Raw genomic sequence first — 19,586 nt, 5'->3', positions numbered from 1 at the left:
CGAGCTGTTGACCTCACACGTCACCCCAGCGCCTCCTCGATAATCCGGCCAAGCTCCGGCGCGATCGCGGACAAATCCTCCTCGTCCTTGATCAGCACACCGATGGCGCGGCGGAAGGCTTGCGGCCATGGGCTGCCGCCTTTCTCCAGTATGGTGGCGGCGTTGGCCCATTCGACGGCCTCGGAGATGCCGGGCGGCTTGGCCAGCGGGCGGACGCGGATCTCCTGCACAGCGGCCGCCACGGCGCGGGCGGTGGTCTCGGCGACATCGCCGGCGCGCAGCATGATGATGGCGGCTTCGCGCTCGGCGTCGGGATAGCCGATCCAGTGATAGACGCACCGGCGCCGGAGCGCTTCGGCGAGTTCGCGGGTGCGGTTCGAGGTCAGGATGACGATCGGCTGCGCTTCGGCGCGGATGGTGCCGCGTTCGGGAATGCTGATCTGGAAGTCCGAGAGGAATTCCAGAAGCAGCGCTTCGAATTCGTGGTCGGAGCGGTCGATCTCGTCGACCAGCAGCACGCGCTGCTCCGGCGCCCGCAGCACCTGCAGCAATGGCCGCGCGATCAGAAAGCGGTCGTCATAGATGTCGATCTCGTGCTCGCCGGCATGGCGGATGGCGAGCAACTGGCGCTGGTAGTTCCATTCATAGAGCGCGTGTGCTGCGTCGATTCCTTCATAGCATTGCAGCCGCACCAGATCGCGGCCGAGAAGTTGCGCGGTCGCCTTGGCCGCTTCGGTCTTGCCGACGCCGGGCGCGCCTTCGAGCAGCAACGGCTTGCCCAGCCGTATCGCCAGGAAGATCGCCGTCGCCAGGCTGTCGTCGGCGAGATAGCGCGATCCAGCGAGGTGGCGTGCCACCGCCTCCGGTGAGGTCGCGACAGTCTCGGCGTTCACCTCTGGCATCCTCAGTTCGCCGCTTGCGCTTTCAGCGCGCGCAAGATGCGTTCCGGCGTGATCGGCAGCGTGTCGATGCGCACGCCGACGGCGTCGAAGACGGCATTGGCAACCGCGGGGATCTGCGGGTTCGCGCACATTTCGCCTGGCCCTTTGGCGCCATAAGGCCCGTCGGCCGAAGGCCGCTCCAGCACGATGATCTCGGTTTGGGCGAGATCGCCCGGTCCCGGCATCAGATACTGGTTGAAGTCGGTGCCGCCATGGTCGCGGTTGGGATAATAGGGCTCGGTCGTTTCGTAGAGCGCGTGGCTGATGCCCATCCAGGAACCGCCGACCAGTTGCTGCTCGACCATTTTCGGGTTCAGCGCGCGGCCGATCTCAAAGACGTTCTTCACGGTCAGCACCGTAACCTCGCCCGTCTCGTCATCGACCTCGACTTCGGCCACCGTGCAGGCATGGGCGTAGCAGGTCGACGGCTTCATCGCGCCGGTCTCTTTCTCCGGATAGGAGCGCGGGATCAGGAACATGCCGCGCCCGGATATCGAGCGCCCGCGCTTGAAATGCGCCGACAAGGCGACATCGAAGATCGAGATCGACTTTTGCGGCGCGCCCTTGACCAGAATATTGCCCTGGCCGTCAGTCTCAAGGTCGGAAGCGTTGACCTCCAGCTCTTCCGCCGCCACTTCCAACATCACCTGGCGCGCTTCCTTGGCCGCCTGGATGACGGCATTGCCGGCGCGGTGGGTGCCGCGCGAGGCGAAGGTACCCATGCAGTGCGGGCCGGTGTCGGTGTCGGCGGTGTCGATGGTGACGCGGTCGGTCGGCACACCGATGGTCTCGGCGCAGATCTGCGCCATGATCTGCTTCAGGCCCTGGCCGAGATCGACCGACGAAAGTGTGACCATAAAATTGCCGGTCGGCGTCGAATGCACCAGCGCCTGCGTCGGGTCGCCGCCAAGGTTCATGCCCGTCGGGTAGTTGATCGCGGCGACGCCGCGTCCGCGCCTTATCGCCATCTCAAGCTCCCTTCGTGTAGGAGGACATCGCCATATACTTCTCCGCCACCGGCCAGTTGGCGGCGCGCGACGCCTCCTGCATGCACTCGATCAGCGCCGCTCCTTCGGTCGGCTGGCGATGCGCCTTCATGTCGCCATCGCGATAGGCGTTGATGAAGCGGAATTCGAGCGGGTCCATGCCGATCAGCCGCGCCAGCTTGTCCATCTGCACCTCAAGCGCGAAGTCGCCGATGGTGACGCCGAAGCCGCGCATGGCGGAGGAGGGGGTGCGGTTGGTGTAGACGCAATAAGTGTCGATCCAGACATTGGGAATGGTGTAGGGCCCGGGATAGTGCGCCGCTCCCTTCTGCGCGCCATAAGGCGAGTGGCGCGAATAGGCGCCGGCATCGGTATAGCCGGTCACCTTGCGCGCAACGATGCGGCCGTCGTTCATCACGCCGTCCTTGATGATTATCTTTTCGGCGGCGCGCGGCGAGGAGATCTGCATCTCCTCCTCGCGGCTGTAGATAAATGAAACGGGACGTCCTGTCAGCTTGGCGCCAAGAATGGCGATCGGCTCGACGATGACGTCGACCTTGCCGCCAAAGCCGCCGCCGACAGTGCCGCCGACGAAATGCAGTTTTGAGCCGGGCATCTGCAGGATGATCGACGCGTTGTCGAGGGTGAAGAACATCGCCTGGGTGTTGGTGTAGCAGGTGAAGCGGTCATTGCCTTCCGGCACCACGACGCAACCCGTGGTCTCGGTCGGCGCATGCTCGATCGGCGAGGACTGGTAGCTCTGTTCCAGGATGTGGTCGGCGCCGGCGAAGCCCGCCTCGACATCGCCAAAGCGCACCTTGCGGCATTCGCCGCTGTCGTAGAGGTAATAATTCTGGCCGTGATATTCGTTGACCAAAGGCGCGCCGGGCTTCAGCGCTTCTTCCATGTCGAAGACGGCCGGCAGCACCTCATAATCGACCTTGACCTTGGCTGCCGCTTCCTGAGCCGCGCGCTCGGTCTCGGCCAGCACCGCCACCACCGCCTCGCCCTTCCAGCGTACCTTGCCGTCGGCCAGCACCGTTTCGTCTTCCGGTCCGACCTGGATCAGGATCAGGATGGTGTAGACATTGTGCGGCACATCCTTGGCGGTGAGGATTTTCACCACGCCGGGATGCTTCTCCGCTTCGGAAGTGTCGATCGAACGGATGCGGGCATGGTGGTGCGGACTGCGCACCATTTTCAGGTGAAGCATATTCGGGAAGTTGCGGTCGGCGAAATAGGCGGTCTTGCCCGTCACATGTCCCGGCGAATCCAGCCGAGGCCGCCCATGGCCGATCTCGTGCAGGCCGTCCTTGCGCTGATCGGCGAAATAGTTTTTGCGCAGTTCCATTCTTTTGGTCCTTAGGCCGCGTTCTGCGAATTGGCTCGGGCCGCGGTCAGCACCGCCTGGATGATCGGCTCGTAGCCGGTGCAGCGGCAGATATTGCCGGACAGCGCCTCGACCACATCCTCGCGGCTCGGATTGGGCGTGTGGTCAAGCAGCACCTTGGCGGCCATGATCATGCCCGGCGTGCAGAAGCCGCATTGTGTGGCGAAGGCGTCGAGGAAGGCACGCTGCAGCGGATGCAGGACGCCGGCCTCAGCGAGGCCCGATGTGGTGCGAATGTCGGCGCCGCCGCAGGTCTCGGCCAGCGTCAGGCAAGAGAGCCGGAGTTCGCCGTCGATGATGACCGAACAGGCGCCGCAGGTGCCCTGGTGGCAGCCGCCCTTGGGCGAGGTGTCGCCGATCTTGTCGCGCAGCGCGTGCAGCAGCGTCGTGCCGCTGTCGACAAATTCGGCCTTCTCCGAGCCGTTGAGCGTGAACTGAACCGGAACCTTTGCCATGTTTTCCTCCCAGCGCGCCTGCCCGGTTGATCGGACAGACGCGCGCCCCCCAAGCGGTGGTTAAGTAAGCAGCAGCCGGCCGAGATGGACCGGCAGAACCTCGGCGCGATACCAGGCGCTGGCGATCGGGTCGGTGATTGGCGAGGTGCCTTCACCGGCTGCAGCCAGCGCCGCTGCGACGCCGTCCTGCTCGAGCCTGCTGCCGATCAGTGCCTTTTCCGCAGCACGGGCGCGCATCGGCCGGTCTGCCATGCAGCCGAGCGCGATCCGCGCCGAGGAGACAGTGCCGTCGCCGGCCTGTTCGAGAACGGCGGCGATGCTGAGCACGGAGACGCCCTTCGGCTTGACCCGCGACACTTTCAGGAAGCGGAAATTCTCGGCCTTCGGCAACGCGAAGGCGACTGATGTGACGATGGCGCGGCTGTCGTCCCGCCTGGCCAGAAAATCCTCGATAGGCAATTCCCCATCATCGGTGCCGACCGTCGCATCCAACGCCAGCAGGGCGACAGCGAAATCACCGTAGGGCGCGGGTGCGAACAGATTGCCGCCGACAGTCGCCATATTGCGGATCGCCGGGCCGCCGACGGCGCGCGCAGCCCTGGACAGCGCCGCAAGCTCGGGATGGCGGGCGATGGCCGCCATTGTCACCGAAGCTCCGATGCGGACCTTGCCGCCGGCAACGGTGATCCCGGAGAGGGCCGGATCAGTCGAGCGGACGAGGCCGGTGACGGAGACATCGCCTTCATTGGCGGCGCGCACGACCAGCGTGCCGCCGCCGAGATAGCGGGTGCCGGGCGCCTTCAGCGCCGCGTTGGCATCCCTGACGGCCGAAAAGGTCTGGAGGGCAAGCGCCATGGCAGTCTCCCCTGACTCAGCTCTGGCCAGAAAAATGGCTCTTCAACGCATTGAAGCCACCCTGGAAGACATTGGCGGCCATGCCGGCGGCGATCTTGTCGGCCTCTTCGGGCGCCGCGTCGAAAGTTGCTGTCCATTCGGCATAGGTGCGGTCGCCGTCGGTAACGCGGCGCAATTGCAGCGTCGCTTTGTGATTGGTCAACGGCTGCGGCGTCTCCAGGATGGAGTAGCTGACGCGGAAATTCGCGTCGGAGAAGTCGAGCAGTTTTTCGCGGATACGCGCGCCGCTGGCGAGCTCGAAATTACGCACGCAGCCGATGGTTTCGGCGCTCTTGCCGTCTTCGATATGGCTCTTGACCATGCGCGGATGCCAGCCCGGCAGGCCGTTGAAGTCGCGTATGCGCGCCCAGACCTTTTCGACCGGCGCGTCGATGACGCTGGAGACGGTGACTTCAGCCATATGATCATTCCCCTACGAATTCGATACGCAGCAGGGTAGGGCGGCGGCCGGTGCTGCGCTTATCAATGGGTCTTGCGGCCCTATCAAGGAGTCTGAAAAACGAGCGGCTTGGCTCAGGCCATAGCCCGCGCCGCCTCGCGGTAAAGCGTCGGCGGCACGCCGACATGGTCGCGGAAGAAGCGCGAGAAATTGCCCTGGGTGGTGAAGCCGAGATTGCAGGCGACCGAGATCAGCGGCTCCTGCGACCACTGCAACTGCCGCACGGCTTCCTCCATGCGCAGCGTGTTCCAGTAGACGTTGGGCGTCAGATTGGTCTGTTCCTTGAACAAAGCGAAGAAATGCGGCCGCGACAGGCCGACGCTGCGGGCGACGTCGTCGAACGAAATGCGCTCGCAGACATTGGCCTTCATCAGCTGGATCGCCTTGCGGACGCGGAAATCCTGCATGGTGTTGACGCGGATGCGCGTCTCCTGCGGCGCCGAGGCGTCGGCGGCGTCGAGCACGCTATCGATGAAGCGCTCGATCTCGTAATTGGCGACGTCGTCGATGCTTTCATTATCGCTCAAATGATCGAGCAGGTTGGCGGCGGCCTGGTGCAGCCATGGTTCGAGCGTGATCGCAGCCTGTGCAAACAACGGCGCCGACGAAGGCAGGTCGCGGCGCCGGCGCGCCCAATCCGGATCGATGTAGAAGGCGAGGAACAGGCCGGGCCTGCCGTTGTGCGACAGAATGTGGCTGTGTGGCTGGTAGGAATTGATGCCGGCGGCGGTGCCGGGACCCAGCGGCACCGTCTCGCGGCCGACGGTCATCTCGCCGGCCGTGCCCTCCAGCCAGATGATGATGTGGGCCTCGACATGCGCATGGGTGACGAAGTCGCTGGCGACATTCAGGACAGAAACATGTCCGAACCGGCCCCAATAGAGCCTGATCGCGTCCGTCATGGGTTATACCTCCCGCAGACGACTGGCCTCCCTTCGCCTGCAACGGGATTGTGCGGCTGAGTTCGGGCTCGCGTCAAGGCGCGGGGCGAAAGCCGCTGTGTGCTGCCGGCCGTAGTGGTGGATTTTCAGACTGAGCGATAGGGTTTCCCGTCAAACCGAAGCCGTCATGCCGCCGTCGACATAAAGCGTATGGCCGTTGACGAAGGATGAGGCGTCGGAGGCGAGGAACACGGCGGCGCCGATCAGTTCGTCGACATACCCCCAGCGGCCAGCCGGCGTGCGCTTTTCCAGCCAGGCGGAGAATTCCTGGTTGTCGACCAGCGCCTGGTTCATCTCGGTGCGGAAATAGCCGGGGGCGATGGCATTGATCTGCAAGCCGTATTTCGCCCAGTCGGTGCACATGCCACGGGTCAAATTGCGGATCGCGCCCTTGGTCGCCGTATAGGGCGCGATGTTGGGCCGGGCGAGTTCGCTCTGCACCGAGCCGATGTTTATGATCTTGCCTTTGCCGCGCGCGATCATGTTGCGGGCGACCGCCTTGCCGGCATGGAAGGCGCCGGAGACATTGGTCTTGAACAGCCGCTCCCACTGCTCCTCGGGAAAGTCCTCGAGCGGGGCGCGAAACTGCACGCCGGCATTGTTGATCAGGATGTCGATGGCGCCGATCTCGGCCTCGATGCGGGCGACATCGGCATCGACCGCGCGAAAATCAGTCACGTCGAAGGTCGAGGGGTGCGCTTTGAAGCCGGCGTCGCGCAAGCCGGCGACAGCACCGGCAACCTTGCCGGCATCGCGGCCGTTGAGCACGACACTTGCGCCATGCTCGGCAAGGCCGCGCGCCAGCGCCAGGCCGATGCCTTGGCCGGAGCCGGTGATCAGCGCCAGCCGCCCGTTGAGGTCGAACAGGGATTTCGATGTCAAGGCAACGGTTTCCAGCCGGAAGATTCAGTCCAAAAACATTCAGTCATTGCGCCTGAAGTTGCGGATCCGGTCGAACAGCACCGCGAGCAGGATGGCGCCGCCGATGAACACGCCTTGCCAGAAAGCATTGATGCCGAGCAGACCAAGGCTGTTGCGGATCACTTCGATGAGCGCGGCACCGACAATGGCGCCGAAGGCGGTGCCGACGCCGCCGGCGAGATTGGCGCCGCCGATGACGGTGGCGGCGATGACCTGCAGTTCCATGCCGGTTCCGAGATTGGTGGTGACGGCGCCAAGCCATCCGGTCTGGATGATGCCGGCAATGCCCGCCGCCAGCGCCGAGATCATATAGACGGCGACCTTGATCTGCTTGACGGGAACGCCGGTCAGCGTCGCGGCGTGCTCATTGCCGCCAATGGCGAAGATGTGGCGGCCAAACTTGGTCCAGCGCAGCGTGAAGCCGGTGATCAGCGCCAAAAGGATCATGTAGAGCACCGGATTGGCGATGCCGAACACCCAGGCGCCGCCGCCCAGCGCCAGAAGCTTGTCGTGATCGGGGCCGAACTGGAAGACGACGGTGTTGTTGGAGGCGACCATGGCGAGGCTGCGCGCAATCGACAGCATGCCGAGCGTCACCACGAAGGGTGGAAAGCCGAGATAGGCGATCATGATGCCGTTGAAGGCGCCTATGGCGAGCGCGGTGGCGATCGAGGCGAGGATGCCGACCTCGATGGAGTAGCCGGCATGCATGGTGACGGCCAGCACCATTGACGACAGGCAGAGCACCGAACCGACCGACAGGTCGATGCCACCGGTGATGATGACGAAGGTCATGCCGAGCGCGATGATGGCGACGAAGGTGATGTTGCGGGTGATGTTGTAAAGGTTCTTCGACGTTGCGAAGGCGTCGGTGGCAAAAGACAGGAACAGGCAGGCCAGGATGACCGCGATCACCACCCAGAAGGTCTGGCTGGCAAACAGTCTTGCCGGCAAGGATTGCTGCTTTTGTTCGATCGGCTGGTCAATTGTCAGTGCCATCGTCGACCTTCATCTGCTGTGCGTGGTGAAATTCGCTGAGATCAAACCTGTTCGATGGCGCCGGTGATCAGCCCGGTGACTTCCTCGGGCGAACTTGACGCAATCGTCTTGTCGGCGACCTTGCGGCCGCGCCGCATGACGATGACGCGGTCGGCGACGGTGAACACGTCAGGCATGCGGTGGCTGATCAGCACCACTGCGATGCCCTGGTCGCGCAAATGGCGGATCAGGTTCAGCACTTCGGCGACCTGGCGCACCGAGATCGCGGCCGTCGGTTCGTCCATCAACACGATCTTGGCCTGCGACAGCATGGTGCGCGCGATCGCCACCGCCTGACGCTGGCCGCCCGACATCTGCTTGACGAGGTCGCGCGGACGGGTCTCGGACTTCAACTCGGCGAATAGCTGGCCGGCGCGCTTGTACATGGCGGCATAGTCGAGGATGCGTAAAGGGCCGAGGCCGCGGCGCAATTCACGGCCGAGATAGACATTGGCGGCAGCGGTCAGATTGTTGCACAGCGCCAGGTCCTGGTGGACGATCTCGATGCCGTGCTGGCGAGCTTCCGCCGGCTTGTGCAGGATCAACTCCTTGCCGTCCATCCGCATGACGCCATGGCTGGGGCGGAAATTGCCGGCGATCATCTTGACCAGCGTCGACTTGCCGGCGCCGTTGTCGCCCATCAGGCCGACCACCTGTCCGGGCTCGATCGACAGCGATACGTCGTTGACCGCCTGGATTGCGCCGAAATGCCTCGAGATATTGGTGAGTTCGAGAACCGCCACCAGTCTTTGCCTCCCCGTGTTTTGCGACCCGCTGCTGTTCCCGGCGTGAATGCCGGCGCTGCTTTGGCCCCGCTCTCCCCATCTCCTCCCGGAAACAGCGTCAGCGTTGTTTTACGCAAAAGCCGGCGCTCGTCAATCAATTGTCGGACGAATTGAAGCGTTGGTTATCCAAAAATCCGTTTTGTAGGACAAATAGCATTGACGTTGGCCGCAAGCCGATATTAGCTAAGCGTCGGAGGAGATTGTGCCGATGTCGCTGGCGGTTAGCCGGGCGGAATCGGCGGAGGTTTATCGGTCGAGGTTGCGGCGCCACCCATGTGTTGAGCCGGGCCAATGCCGCATCTGGAAATGCTTATCGATCTGTCTTGGCGACACGAGTGCTCGTGAAACGAACCTCGGTCATTAAGCATCCGGTCGATCTGTGTGGCGGGCACGCCGTGTCCGTCTGTTTCAAGGGAGGACTGACATGAGGAAAACACTTTTGCTCGCCGCCGTCGCCGCCATGGCGCTGGGCGCCGGGCCGGCTTTGGCCAAGAAACAGCTCGTAATCGTGGTGAAGGGTCTCGACAATCCATTCTTCGAAGCCATCCACCAGGGCTGCGAGAAATGGAACAAGGAAAATGCCAGCTCGGAATATGAATGCTTCTACACCGGCCCGGCATCGACTTCCGACGAGGCGGGCGAGGCGCAGATCGTTCAGGACATGCTGAGCAAGGCCGACACGGTGGCAATGGCGATCTCGCCATCCAACGCGCCGCTGATCGCGCAGACGATCAAGACCGCCAATCCGACGATCCCGATCATGACGCTCGACGCCGATCTCAGCAAGGAAGATGCCGCGCTGCGCAAGACCTATCTCGGCACCGACAACTATTTGATGGGTCACAAGATCGGCGAGTACATCAAGAAGGGCAAGCCGAACGGCGGCACGATCTGTACCATCGAAGGCAATCCCGCGGCCGACAACATCCTGCGCCGGGCGCAGGGCATGCGTGACGCGCTGTCGGGCAAGGAAGGCCTGGCGGCACTTGCCGGCGAAGGCGGCTGGACCGAAGTTGCCGGTTGCCCGGTGTTCACCAATGACGACGGCGCCAAGGGCGTGCAGGCGATGACCGACATCCTCGCCGCCAATCCCAAGCTCGACGCCTTCGGCATCATGGGCGGCTGGCCGCTGTTTGGCGCACCGCAGCCCTATCGCGACCTGTTCGGGCCGCTCAAGGACCGCATCGCCAGCAACGACTTCGTCATCGGTGCCGCCGATACGATCGGCGATGAAGTGGCGATCGCCCGTGACGGCCTTGTAACTGCTCTGGTTGGTCAGCGGCCGTTCGAAATGGGCTACAAGGCACCATCGGTGATGATCGATCTGGTCGAAGGCAAGGCCGTCGCCGATCCGGTGTTCACCGGCCTCGACGAATGCACCAAGGACACGGTCGACACCTGCATCCAGAAGTAGGTTCTCGATTTCGGGGCGCCCTTTGACGGGCGCCCCGTCTCTTCCCGGACGGACGCAACGGTTGGGGCAGCAGGCTCCGGCTTTGACGCGTCTGTAGTTTGGATTTTCGGCAACGAGATCGGCGCGCCGTGCAGGTTCGGACCAGTCCGGACGCAGACGGCCGACGCATTGGAACGTGAATGCCGGACGAGAAATCAAAGAAGCGAGCCGAGCGGGCCAAGGCACAAGCCAGCCGCGGTCCGGCTGTCATGCGCAGGGCCGGTGCCGCGCATTTTCCGGGAGCGAGCGTCCATGTCTCGCTGGCCGGCGAGATCGGCCTCAGAATCGTGCGAGGCGATTATCCGCCCGGCACGATTCTGCCCAACGAGGCCAAATGGGCCGAGACCTTCGATGTCAGTCGTTCGGCGGTGCGCGAAGCCATCAAGATGCTGATGGCCAAAAGCCTGCTGGCTTCACGGCCCAAGATCGGCAGCTGGGTCGAGCCCAGGGAACGCTGGAACCTGCTCGACCGCGATGTGCTGGCCTGGTACGCGACCGGGCCGGACCGGGAGGCCTTCCTGCGCACGGTGCAGGAGTTCCGTCACATCATCGAGCCGGAAGCGTCGGCCTTTGCCGCCACGCGGCGCAGCGACGAGCAGATGGACGAGATCAGCCAAGCCTGTCGTGAGATGGGCGAGGCTTTGAACCTGCAGGAGCGTATCCGCGCCGACACGCGTTTTCACCTCGCCATATTGCGCGCCTCGGGCAACGATCTGCTGGTGCCGCTTGGCGTTCTGATCGAGTCGGCGCTCGATCATCTCTTTGTCTTCGTCACACGCGAGACCAGCGATCAGCGGCGGGCGCAGGCGCTGCATGAGGCGATCGAGAAGAACATCCGCCTGCAGCGTCCTGCGGCCGCGCGCAATGCGGTGCACAAACTGCTCGCCAACACCGACGATGTTATCGGCCGGTCGAGGCGCTGACACAGGCTTTTCGCCACCTCAAATCGTCTGCTTCTTGCCATCCTTGCTGGGCATCAGGTCGACGCCGTTGACCTTGCCGATATATGTCGCCAGCATCGGCACGAATTGCTCGGCCGGGCCAGTGGCATGGGCACCGGCGAAGGAGTTCTTGGTGGCGTTGCCGAGCGGGTTGGCGATGCCGGCCGCACCCGCCATCGATTCCAGATAGGTCAGGTCCTTGAAGGCGTTGGCGATGGTGAATTTATGCGCGTCGCGGTCGCCCTCCAGCGTCCAGCGCATGAAGGTCTGGTAGAAGCCGCAATCCATGCGGCCGTTGCGGATGACGCTGTCGAAACGGGGTGGCGAGATGCCGACCTTCTCGGCCAGCGCCAGCGCCTCGGAATAGATCGCGGCATAGCCCAGCGAGATGAAGTTGTTGAGCAGCTTCATGCGGTGGCCGTCACCGGTATCGCCAATATGGACGATGCGGCCGGCCCAGGTTTCGATGACCGGCTTCACACGGGCAAACAGCGCGTCGGGCGCGCCGACCATGGCGTCGAGCGTGCCTTCCCAGGCTTCCTTCGGGGTGCGGCTGAGCGGTGCATCGACGAAGTCGACGCCGATCTCCTTCAGTTCCGCCGCCAGCGCTACCGTCGAGACCGGATCGGCGGTCGAGCAGTCGACGACAACCGAGCCTCTTTTCAGGCCCTCCTTGAGGCCGCCGGGGCCACGGATGATGGCTTCGACCTCGCGCGAGCCGGTGACGCAGATGAAGACGATATCGGATGCCGCTGCCACCTCACGCGAGGTGGCCACTTCCTTCGCACCGCGGCCAGCCAAGTCTTCCGCCGGCTTGCGGTTCTTGCGGCCGAGGAAGGTCAGGCCATAGCCCTTGTCCACGATGTTCTTGGCAATGCCGTGCCCCATCAGGCCAAGGCCGATAAAGCCGATCTTTTCGCTCGCGGCGGTCGTGGTCATGTCTTGAAGTCCTGTTGCGAAGATTGATAGTGGGCGCCGCCGTCTGGCGGGCGAGGGTGGTTGCGGAATGCCATATTGTCTGACAATACACGGAAATCCTAGGCATTGGAGACGAAAATGACGAAGCGGATCATGTTCACCGGCGGCAGCGGCAAGGCCGGTCGCCATGTCGTGCAATATCTGGTCGAACAGGGCTGCCAGGTGCTCAACATCGACACCAGGCCGCTCGACAATCCCAAGGTACGCACGCTGATCACCGACATCACCGACAGCGGCCAGGTGTTCAACGCGCTGTCGAGCTATATGGGTCTGCACGAATTCGACCCGTCGCTGCGCCCGCAGCCGGTCGATGCCGTGGTGCACTTCGCCGCCATACCGCGCATCATGATCACGACCGACAATGAGGTGTTCCGCATCAATGCGATGGGCACCTACAACGTCATCGAGGCGGCGGTGAAGCTTGGCATCCCCAAGGTGGTGATCGCGTCCAGCGAGACCACCTACGGCGTGGTGTTCGCCAATGAACCGCGCGACCCCAAATATTTTCCCCTCGATGAAGAATACGACGTCGATCCGATGGACAGCTATGCTCTGTCCAAGGTCGTCAACGAGCACACGGCGCGCGCCTTTGCGCAGCGCAACGGCACCGATATCTATGCGTTGCGCATCGGCAACGTCATCGAGCCGCACGAATATTCGCTGTTTCCGAAGTGGTTTGCCGATCCGGGCTTTCGCAAGCGCATCGCCTGGAGCTATGTCGACGCGCGCGATCTCGGCCAGATCGCGCTGCGCGCCGTTGAAACGGACGGGCTCGGCTTCCAGGTGTTCAACGCCGCCAATGACGACACCTCGTCCGACCTGCCGACAGCGGAACTGTTGAAGCGGTTTTATCCCGACGTGCCGGTCAAGACGAAGCTCGGCGAATATGAAACGCTGCTTTCCAACCGCAAGGCCAGGGACATGCTCGGCTTCCGTCCCGAGCACAGCTGGCGCAAATACGTCAAATAGGACTGGCAAATTGGGCTTTGGGGCAAGGTTGTAACCTGATCTGTGCACAGGCGCAGGCTTTGCCGTCTGCGCCCGGCACTCTGCTTGACAGCTTTCGAAATCCGGACTTTGTGGACGCATGAGGGACGGAAAGCCGAATAAGGGAACGAAGCCTGAAAAGGGGGCATCCGCCGAGCGCCCGGCGGCCCTTCGCCGGGCTGACGCGACCCGGATGCCCGGCACCAGCGTGCATGCGTCACTGGCCAGCGAAATCGGGCTTCGGATCGTGCGCGGCGACTATCCGCCGGGCACCATCCTGCCCAATGAAGCCAAATGGTCCGAAACCTTCAACGTCAGCCGCTCGGCGGTGCGTGAGGCGATCAAGATGCTGATGGCCAAAAGCCTTCTGGCATCGCGCCCCAAGATCGGCAGCTGGGTGGAGCCCAGGGAGCGCTGGAACCTGCTCGATCGCGATGTGCTCGCCTGGTACGCGACCGCGCCCGACCGTGAGGTGTTCCTGAAGACGGTGCAGGAATTCCGCCATATCATCGAGCCGGAAGCGACTGCCTTCGCCGCCATGCGACGCACCGAAGAGCAGATGGCCGAGATCAGCCAGGCCTGCCGCGAGATGGGCGAGGCGCCGAGCCTGCAGGAGCGCACGCGCGCCGATACGCGTTTCCATCTGGCCATCCTGCGCGCCTCCGGCAACGATCTGCTGGTGCCGCTCGGCGTGCTGATCGAATCCGCCTTCGATCATCTGTTCACCTATACGACGCGCGAACTCGACGATCTGCAGCATGCACAGCAACTGCACGAGGCGATCGAGAAGGCCATCCGCCTGCAGCGGCCGGAGGCGGCCCGCAACGCGGTGCGCAAGCTGCTCGCCAATACCGACGGCGTCATCAACACCCGGTAGGATATGCTGATATTCAGGTGAGGCCGGCCTGCAAACGCCGGCTTTCTGCGCTTCCGGTGCTCACTTACTTAAGTACGCTCCGCTCCGGTTCTCGAAATCCAACGTTTTCGGCGCGGCCTGACCTGAATCTCAACACATCCTGCGAGCGCTCAGCCGGCCTGCGAAGTGGCCAGGTGCTGCCTGGTCAGCGCGACCAGCAGCGCCTGGTCGCGGGCGGCGTGCTCGGGGCGGTTGACCACCTCGTCGCCATTGACGATCGCACCCCAGAAGCCGCGCAGTTCCTCGACGAAGGCTTCGCCGTAGCCGGCACGCAGATCCCTTGTCGACAGTGTGTGGCCGTCCGAGGTCTTCACAGTCAGCCGGGTCGGATGATGGTTGAGCCAGGGCGAGGGGAATTCGAGCTCAAGGCTGGCATCGTCGAAGAAGAGCGTGATGCGTTCCTTGTAGTCGGCGAGCTTCGGCACGGTGAGATGCGTCATCGTCCACAGCGCCTGGCCGTCGAGCAGTTTTACCGCGCCCTGGCCGCCATCGCCATTGGCGAAGATCTGCGCGCCGACAACCTCGCCCTCCGGCACGCTGAGCGCGTCGAGCAGGCCGTGCACGGCATTCACATCGTGAATCAAGGCGGAGCTGTAAGCGCCGGTAAACCCACGGAAAGCCAGATCGGTCATGGGCTGGCCGATGGCGCGCTCGACCTGTTGTTTCTGCCTGGCTTGCGCGGCGGCAATCAGCTCCTCGGGAATGTCGTTGCCGCGCTTGTAGCGCTGGTGGGCGATGAACGGCCAGGCATCGGGATCGTTGACCTCGACCGAGACGGACCGCAACGTCTTTGCCGTGCCGGGCAGCGAGGCCAGCGCCAGCCGGTAGCTCGGATCGAAGCGCTTCATATAGCCGACCTGCATGACCTTGCCGGCCTTGTCGCGCGCGGCGATGATCTCGGCGATTTCCGCCGGGGAATAGCAGAGCGGCTTTTCGCAGAAGACATGCAGGCCGCGCCCGAGTGCGGCCAGTACCTGCTCGTGATGCAGCGGGTCGGGCGAGCCGATGACGACGGCGTCGAGCTTCTGGCCGAACAGTTGCTCCGGCGTTTCGAAATTGGCGATGCCGTGAATTTCGCTGACATATTCCCGCGAAATCCTTGACGGGTCGGCAACGCCGACCAGTTCGAACAGGTCGCCGAGCCGCAACAGGTTTGGAATATGCTCGACCTGCGAAATCATGCCGGCGCCGATGACGCCGACGCGTATCCTGCTCATGCTGTTAATACTCTCTGCAAAAGTGTTCCAGGCTCAGGGTGCGGCGGCCGGCCGGTTGCCGATCTGCGCCAACAGCCCGGCAATCTCAGCTTCCACCGCCTTCAAATCCTCGCCGCCCGACATGATGGAAATCACCTCGTCGCGCGAGATCTCGGACTTGGCGTATGTACCGCGATTGCGGCCGCGGTTGAGCAGCGTGAAAGTGTCACCGACAGGGTAGGCGTGGTGGATGTTGTGGCTGATGAAGATCACGGCCAGGCCGCGCATGCGCGCCTCGATGATGAATTTCAGCACCATCGCCGCCTGATGCACGCCGAGCGCCGAGGTCGGTTCGTCCAAAATCAGCACCTTGGCGCCGAAATGCACGGCGCGTGCGATCGCCACCGACTGGCGCTCGCCGCCCGACAGCGTGCCGACGGCCTGCGTCGGGTCGCGCACGTCGATGCCGATATCGGCCATCGCCTGGCGGGCAATTGTGTTGGCGCGCTCCTTGTCGAAGCGCGAGAAGGGCAGGCGGCTTCTGGTCGGCTCGCGGCCGAGGAAGAAGTTGCGCGTGATCGACATCAGCGAGATCATGCCGAGGTCCTGGAAGACCGTCGCGACGCCGAGGTCCTGCGCGTCGCGCGGGCTGCGGAACGTGACGGGCTTGCCGTCGACGAAAATCTCGCCCTTGGTCGGCCGGTGCACGCCCGACAGAACCTTGATCAGCGTCGACTTGCCGGCGCCGTTGTCGCCCAGCAAGCAGTGCACCTCGCCGGGATAGACCTTGATGTCGATATCCTGCAGCGCGCGCACCGAGCCGAAATTGACCGATACACCACGCAATTCCATGGCTGGCTGGATGGCCGGGGATGGGTTTGGATAGGTCATTTGCCACCTCCGCGTCCGAGCGCCTTGAGGCGGATGTAGTTGTTGACGAGCACGGCCATCAAGATGACGATGCCGAGGAAGACCTTGAACCAGTCGGTGTCGATGCCGGTGTAGAAGATGCCCATCTGCACCAGGCCGAAGATCAGCGCGCCGAACAGCACGCCATAGACGGTGCCGTAGCCGCCGGTGAGCAGCACGCCGCCGATGACCGCGGCGATGATCGCCTCGAATTCCTTGAGCAGGCCGCGCGTGGTGTCGGCGGAGCCGGCCTCCATCACCTGGATGGTGGCAAGCAAGGTCGCGGCACAGGCGGTGTAGATGAACAGCGCGATCTTAACCCGGTCGACCGGCACGCCGACATTGCGGGCGGCATTGAGGTCGCCGCCGGTGGCGAAGATCCAGTTGCCGTATTTGGTCTGGGTCAAGACATAGCCGGCAAGCGCTGTCAGTCCGAGCCACCAGACGATCGACATCGGAATGCCGACGACGAAGGGAATGCCGTCGGTGCGGGTGGCGATCCAACCTTGCGTGCCCATCCATTGGAAGAAGCCAGTCAGGAGATGGCCGTTGAACAGGCCCGCGGTTGCCGGGTCCGGCGCGCCGTCGAGGATGTAGGGGATCTGCGTGCGGCCGGTGACGGCGCGGGTGATGCCGATCGACAGGCCGCGCAGGATGTAGAGCGACGCCAGCGTCACGATGAAGGAGGGCAGGCGGGTCTTCACAACGATCAGGCCGTTGACGTAGCCGGTGAGGATGGCGACAGCGAAGGCGCAGGCGATGCCGCCCCACAGCGGCAAGCCCCAATATTTCACCGTCAGTCCGATGACGACGCCGGCGAAGCCGACCATCGAGCCGACGGAGAGATCGAACTCGCCGGCGATGATGAGAAGGGCTGCGGCCGTGGCGATGATGCCGAGTTCGGCTGCCAGCGTCAGGAAGGTCATCGACCCCTGTAGCGAATAGAGGTTCGACGCACCCGGCAGCAGGGCGAAGATGATGACGGTGGCGATGAGGCCGCCGGCGGCACCGGCTTCGGGCCGGCGCAGCCATTGCGTCAGCCGGCCGGTGCTGGCCAGCCGCTCGTCAGTGCCGGCAGCCCGTTTCGACGTCATGCCGAAACGGTCCTTGCCCAGTACCCCGGGGGCCGGCGCTTCTGGAGGTATCGCCTTGTCTTCCACAACAGCCATTAGGCTCCCCAATCGCTCACTTCGCAATCTCGACCAGAGACGGGGAGCGCATGGCGGCTCCCCGATCCGTTTTGGTCTTGCCTTAGCGGATGCCGTCCTTGGCGAGCGCCAGGATCGCCTTGGCCTTATCGGGCGAGTCGATGAACAGCGGACCGGTGTAGGCGTTGTTCTGCGGCCAGAAGCCATGTGTGGCATGCTCGACCAGATAGATCACCGGCAGGTATCCCATCAGATATTGCTGGGCGTCCATGCCGAAGCCCATTTCGCCGGCGACGACGGAATCCAGGACTTCGGGGCTGATGTCGAAGGTGTAGAGCTTGATCTTGCCGAACAATTCCTTCTGCCGGAAGAACGGGATCAGCGGATTGGCGGCAGTGGCGCCGAGCGCGAAGACGGCCTGGGTGTCGGGATGCGCCGACAGATAGGCCTCGGTGCGGCGCTGGATGTCGGCCGGATCGGGCGACACGGTAAGCACTTCGGTGCCGCCGCCTGACGGCTTCAGCCCATCATTCAACCCCTGGCAGCGCTGGTCGAGGCTGACATTGCCGACCTCGTGGTTGATGCAGACGACTTTGAGCGTGCCTTCCTTGGCCAGCCGCTCGCCGGCCTTCTTGCCGGAATCATATTCGGAGACTGTGCCGACGTAGAGAGAGGTGCCGAGTTCGGCGCCTTCCTTCTCGCCGGAATCCAGGACGACCATCGGAATATTGGCGGCAAGGCCGGCCTTGACCGATTTACCAAGCGCATTGGCGTCGGCAATGGAGACGGCGATGCCGTCTGGATTGGTGGCGATGGCCGCGTCGAGCAGGCGGGCCTGCTCGACCACGTCGAACACTTGCGGCGCATAATATTCGACCTTGGCGCCGGTCAGCGCCGCCGCATCGTCGACGCCGCGCTTGACCACCGACCAGTAGGGATCGGAGGCCGAGCCATGCACCACGAAGGTGATGCGGACATCCTTGGGATCCTTCAGGCCGGCCGCTTGCACGACGCCCGCCAGCATACTCATCGAGACAAGCGCGCCGAGCGCCAGTTTCAGAACAGTCTTCATGTCATTCTCCCATTGTCGTTGCAGTTCCAATTCCCTCTTTGCGCCTCGGCCGACGGATCGGCTTACGGCGCTGACCGGGTGGCCGCTTTGCGGGCCTTTGCCGGTGTCGATGCCCCGAGCCGTGCACGAAGCTCCTCGCGCAGCGGCTTCATGCCGATGATGTCGATGTCCTGCGCGCCGAGCCAGTCGCGGAAAGCCTGGTCGCGGAAGAGTTCGTATTCCTCGGTGCGGATATAGGCGGAGCGCGGCTCGATGAGTTCCAACTCGCCCGGCGCGTTGAAGTGCAGGCAAAAGAAGGTCAGGCCTTCGCGCACCCCTTCGACCAATGCCCTGTAGGCGGGCCCTATCGGCTTGGAGCGTGGACGGCCCCAGGTCGTCTGAATGGCGGCGTCGAAGATGACAAAGCCCTTGGCCCGGGCTTCAGTGACGCCGCGCTGGAACGCCGCTTCGGTGACGCCAACCAGATTGTCGTTGGGCGAATAGGCCGACAGCGTTTTGGTCAACAGCACCGGCAAGCGATATTCCAGGCCGAGCTTGATGTAGACGTCGCAAAACTCGGGCGACAGCGCTGCCCCCATATGGGCGTCAAGATGAGTGACGTCGATGCCGGCGCGGTAGGCGGTGTCGATCTGGGCGCGAAGCTCGGTTTCCACCGCTTGCGGTGCTGCCTTGCGGCGGGTGGTCGCGACATCGGGCCAGAAATAGCCGAACTCGTCCGTCAGGCCGGCCGCGCGCGACGGCGACGTCAGCGGCCGCCATTTGTAGTGCTGCTTTTCGCTGTTCAGCGTCAGGTGGACGCCGAGATCGAGCCGGGGATCGGCGGCTGCCGCTTCGGCCATCTCAGGGAACCATGGGCACGGCACCATCACGGCGCCGGAGCTGCAGGCGCCCAGTGCGGTCAGTTCGAGGAAGGCGCTGTTGGCGCCATGGCACATGCCGACATCGTCTTCATGCAGGACGAGCTGTCGCGTCATGGACGGCCACCGTTTTGCCGGCCACCATCTTGCCGGCACCCCGGTTTCGAGGGTCTTCCAAAGTGTGTCCCGTGCTGCATGGAACCGACCGTTTGCCCAACTGGACGCGATGGAACGCCCAATGCGGGCTTTCCGACAGGGCCACTTCAGCGAATTCGGATGGGTACGATTTTTCCGCGGGCCTGCATTCTGGAATGTCGA

General features: G+C 63.7%; 20 protein-coding genes. 4 read left to right on the top strand and 16 right to left on the bottom strand.

Annotated features, from left to right (window positions below):
* Positions 1 to 20 precede the first annotated feature (20 nt).
* From NKJ88_RS25950 to NKJ88_RS25905, 10 genes are all read right to left on the bottom strand, one after another.
* Positions 21 to 902 (bottom strand): AAA family ATPase, encoded by an 882-nt coding sequence (locus tag NKJ88_RS25950; protein ID WP_352446076.1) that lies wholly within the window; start codon positions 900 to 902, stop codon positions 21 to 23.
* Between the two features lie 2 nt (positions 903 to 904).
* A complete protein-coding gene (locus NKJ88_RS25945) occupies positions 905 to 1,909 on the bottom strand; it encodes a xanthine dehydrogenase family protein molybdopterin-binding subunit (RefSeq protein ID WP_023699673.1) in 1,005 nt (334 codons plus the stop codon).
* 1 nt (position 1,910) lies between these two features.
* Entirely contained in the window at positions 1,911 to 3,278 is a 1,368-nt protein-coding gene (locus tag NKJ88_RS25940; RefSeq protein ID WP_352446074.1) for a xanthine dehydrogenase family protein molybdopterin-binding subunit, read from the bottom strand.
* Between the two features lie 11 nt (positions 3,279 to 3,289).
* Complete coding sequence (locus NKJ88_RS25935; protein WP_023673043.1) at positions 3,290 to 3,772, bottom strand: (2Fe-2S)-binding protein; 483 nt, start codon at positions 3,770 to 3,772, stop codon at positions 3,290 to 3,292.
* A gap of 60 nt (positions 3,773 to 3,832) precedes the next feature.
* Positions 3,833 to 4,627: an FAD binding domain-containing protein gene (locus tag NKJ88_RS25930; protein WP_023673044.1), complete on the bottom strand. Its 795-nt coding sequence runs from the start codon at positions 4,625 to 4,627 to the stop codon at positions 3,833 to 3,835.
* A 16-nt stretch (positions 4,628 to 4,643) separates the two neighbouring features.
* The gene (locus tag NKJ88_RS25925) at positions 4,644 to 5,087 is read right to left on the bottom strand and encodes an SRPBCC family protein (protein WP_023673045.1); all 444 of its coding nucleotides are present in this window, start codon (positions 5,085 to 5,087) and stop codon (positions 4,644 to 4,646) included.
* A gap of 113 nt (positions 5,088 to 5,200) precedes the next feature.
* Positions 5,201 to 6,028, bottom strand: a complete 828-nt coding sequence (locus tag NKJ88_RS25920) for an AraC family transcriptional regulator (protein ID WP_023712094.1) — start codon at positions 6,026 to 6,028, stop codon at positions 5,201 to 5,203.
* Between the two features lie 150 nt (positions 6,029 to 6,178).
* Positions 6,179 to 6,949, bottom strand: a complete 771-nt coding sequence (locus tag NKJ88_RS25915) for an SDR family oxidoreductase (protein WP_023712093.1) — start codon at positions 6,947 to 6,949, stop codon at positions 6,179 to 6,181.
* A 39-nt stretch (positions 6,950 to 6,988) separates the two neighbouring features.
* Positions 6,989 to 7,987, bottom strand: coding sequence for an ABC transporter permease (locus NKJ88_RS25910; RefSeq protein WP_023673048.1), 999 nt, complete (start codon positions 7,985 to 7,987; stop codon positions 6,989 to 6,991).
* Positions 7,988 to 8,028: 41 nt separating this feature from the next.
* Positions 8,029 to 8,769: an ATP-binding cassette domain-containing protein gene (locus NKJ88_RS25905; RefSeq protein ID WP_023682237.1), complete on the bottom strand. Its 741-nt coding sequence runs from the start codon at positions 8,767 to 8,769 to the stop codon at positions 8,029 to 8,031.
* 466 nt (positions 8,770 to 9,235) lie between these two features.
* Here NKJ88_RS25905 and NKJ88_RS25900 point away from each other — a divergent pair, with 466 nt between their 5' ends.
* Both NKJ88_RS25900 and NKJ88_RS25895 read left to right on the top strand, forming a co-directional pair.
* Positions 9,236 to 10,225 carry a sugar-binding protein gene (locus NKJ88_RS25900; protein WP_023673050.1) on the top strand — a complete coding sequence of 330 codons (990 nt, stop codon included), beginning with the start codon at positions 9,236 to 9,238 and terminating at the stop codon, positions 10,223 to 10,225.
* Between the two features lie 179 nt (positions 10,226 to 10,404).
* Positions 10,405 to 11,187, top strand: a complete 783-nt coding sequence (locus NKJ88_RS25895) for a FadR/GntR family transcriptional regulator (protein ID WP_023712091.1) — start codon at positions 10,405 to 10,407, stop codon at positions 11,185 to 11,187.
* Positions 11,188 to 11,205: 18 nt separating this feature from the next.
* Here NKJ88_RS25895 and NKJ88_RS25890 read toward each other — a convergent pair whose 3' ends face one another.
* Entirely contained in the window at positions 11,206 to 12,144 is a 939-nt protein-coding gene (locus NKJ88_RS25890; RefSeq protein WP_023682235.1) for an NAD(P)-dependent oxidoreductase, read from the bottom strand.
* Positions 12,145 to 12,261: 117 nt separating this feature from the next.
* Here NKJ88_RS25890 and NKJ88_RS25885 point away from each other — a divergent pair, with 117 nt between their 5' ends.
* The gene (locus NKJ88_RS25885) at positions 12,262 to 13,152 is read left to right on the top strand and encodes an NAD-dependent epimerase/dehydratase family protein (protein ID WP_023712090.1); all 891 of its coding nucleotides are present in this window, start codon (positions 12,262 to 12,264) and stop codon (positions 13,150 to 13,152) included.
* Positions 13,153 to 13,270: 118 nt separating this feature from the next.
* Positions 13,271 to 14,047, top strand: coding sequence for a FadR/GntR family transcriptional regulator (locus NKJ88_RS25880; RefSeq protein WP_023725423.1), 777 nt, complete (start codon positions 13,271 to 13,273; stop codon positions 14,045 to 14,047).
* A 149-nt stretch (positions 14,048 to 14,196) separates the two neighbouring features.
* On the opposite strand, the gene NKJ88_RS25875 is transcribed toward NKJ88_RS25880, so the two are convergent.
* From NKJ88_RS25875 to NKJ88_RS25855, 5 genes are all read right to left on the bottom strand, one after another.
* A complete protein-coding gene (locus tag NKJ88_RS25875) occupies positions 14,197 to 15,303 on the bottom strand; it encodes a Gfo/Idh/MocA family protein (protein WP_023673056.1) in 1,107 nt (368 codons plus the stop codon).
* Positions 15,304 to 15,336: 33 nt separating this feature from the next.
* The gene (locus tag NKJ88_RS25870; protein WP_023712088.1) at positions 15,337 to 16,173 is read right to left on the bottom strand and encodes an ATP-binding cassette domain-containing protein; all 837 of its coding nucleotides are present in this window, start codon (positions 16,171 to 16,173) and stop codon (positions 15,337 to 15,339) included.
* On the bottom strand, positions 16,170 to 17,285 hold the full coding sequence (locus tag NKJ88_RS25865; RefSeq protein WP_023687958.1) for an ABC transporter permease: 1,116 nt from the start codon (positions 17,283 to 17,285) through the stop codon (positions 16,170 to 16,172). Before NKJ88_RS25865 ends, NKJ88_RS25870 begins: the two co-directional genes overlap by 4 nt.
* 157 nt (positions 17,286 to 17,442) lie before the next feature.
* Positions 17,443 to 18,411, bottom strand: a complete 969-nt coding sequence (locus tag NKJ88_RS25860) for a rhizopine catabolism ABC transporter substrate-binding protein (RefSeq protein WP_023687959.1) — start codon at positions 18,409 to 18,411, stop codon at positions 17,443 to 17,445.
* 62 nt (positions 18,412 to 18,473) lie between these two features.
* On the bottom strand, positions 18,474 to 19,385 hold the full coding sequence (locus NKJ88_RS25855) for a polysaccharide deacetylase family protein (RefSeq protein ID WP_023752956.1): 912 nt from the start codon (positions 19,383 to 19,385) through the stop codon (positions 18,474 to 18,476).
* Positions 19,386 to 19,586 lie beyond the last annotated feature (201 nt).

Origin of the sequence: Mesorhizobium sp. M0016 (assembly GCF_040324035.1) — a bacterium.
In the GTDB taxonomy this organism is placed as follows: Bacteria; Pseudomonadota; Alphaproteobacteria; order Rhizobiales; family Rhizobiaceae; genus Mesorhizobium.
The sequence above is the reverse complement of the archived record's forward strand: the minus strand, read 5'-3'. Positions and strand labels throughout refer to the sequence as shown.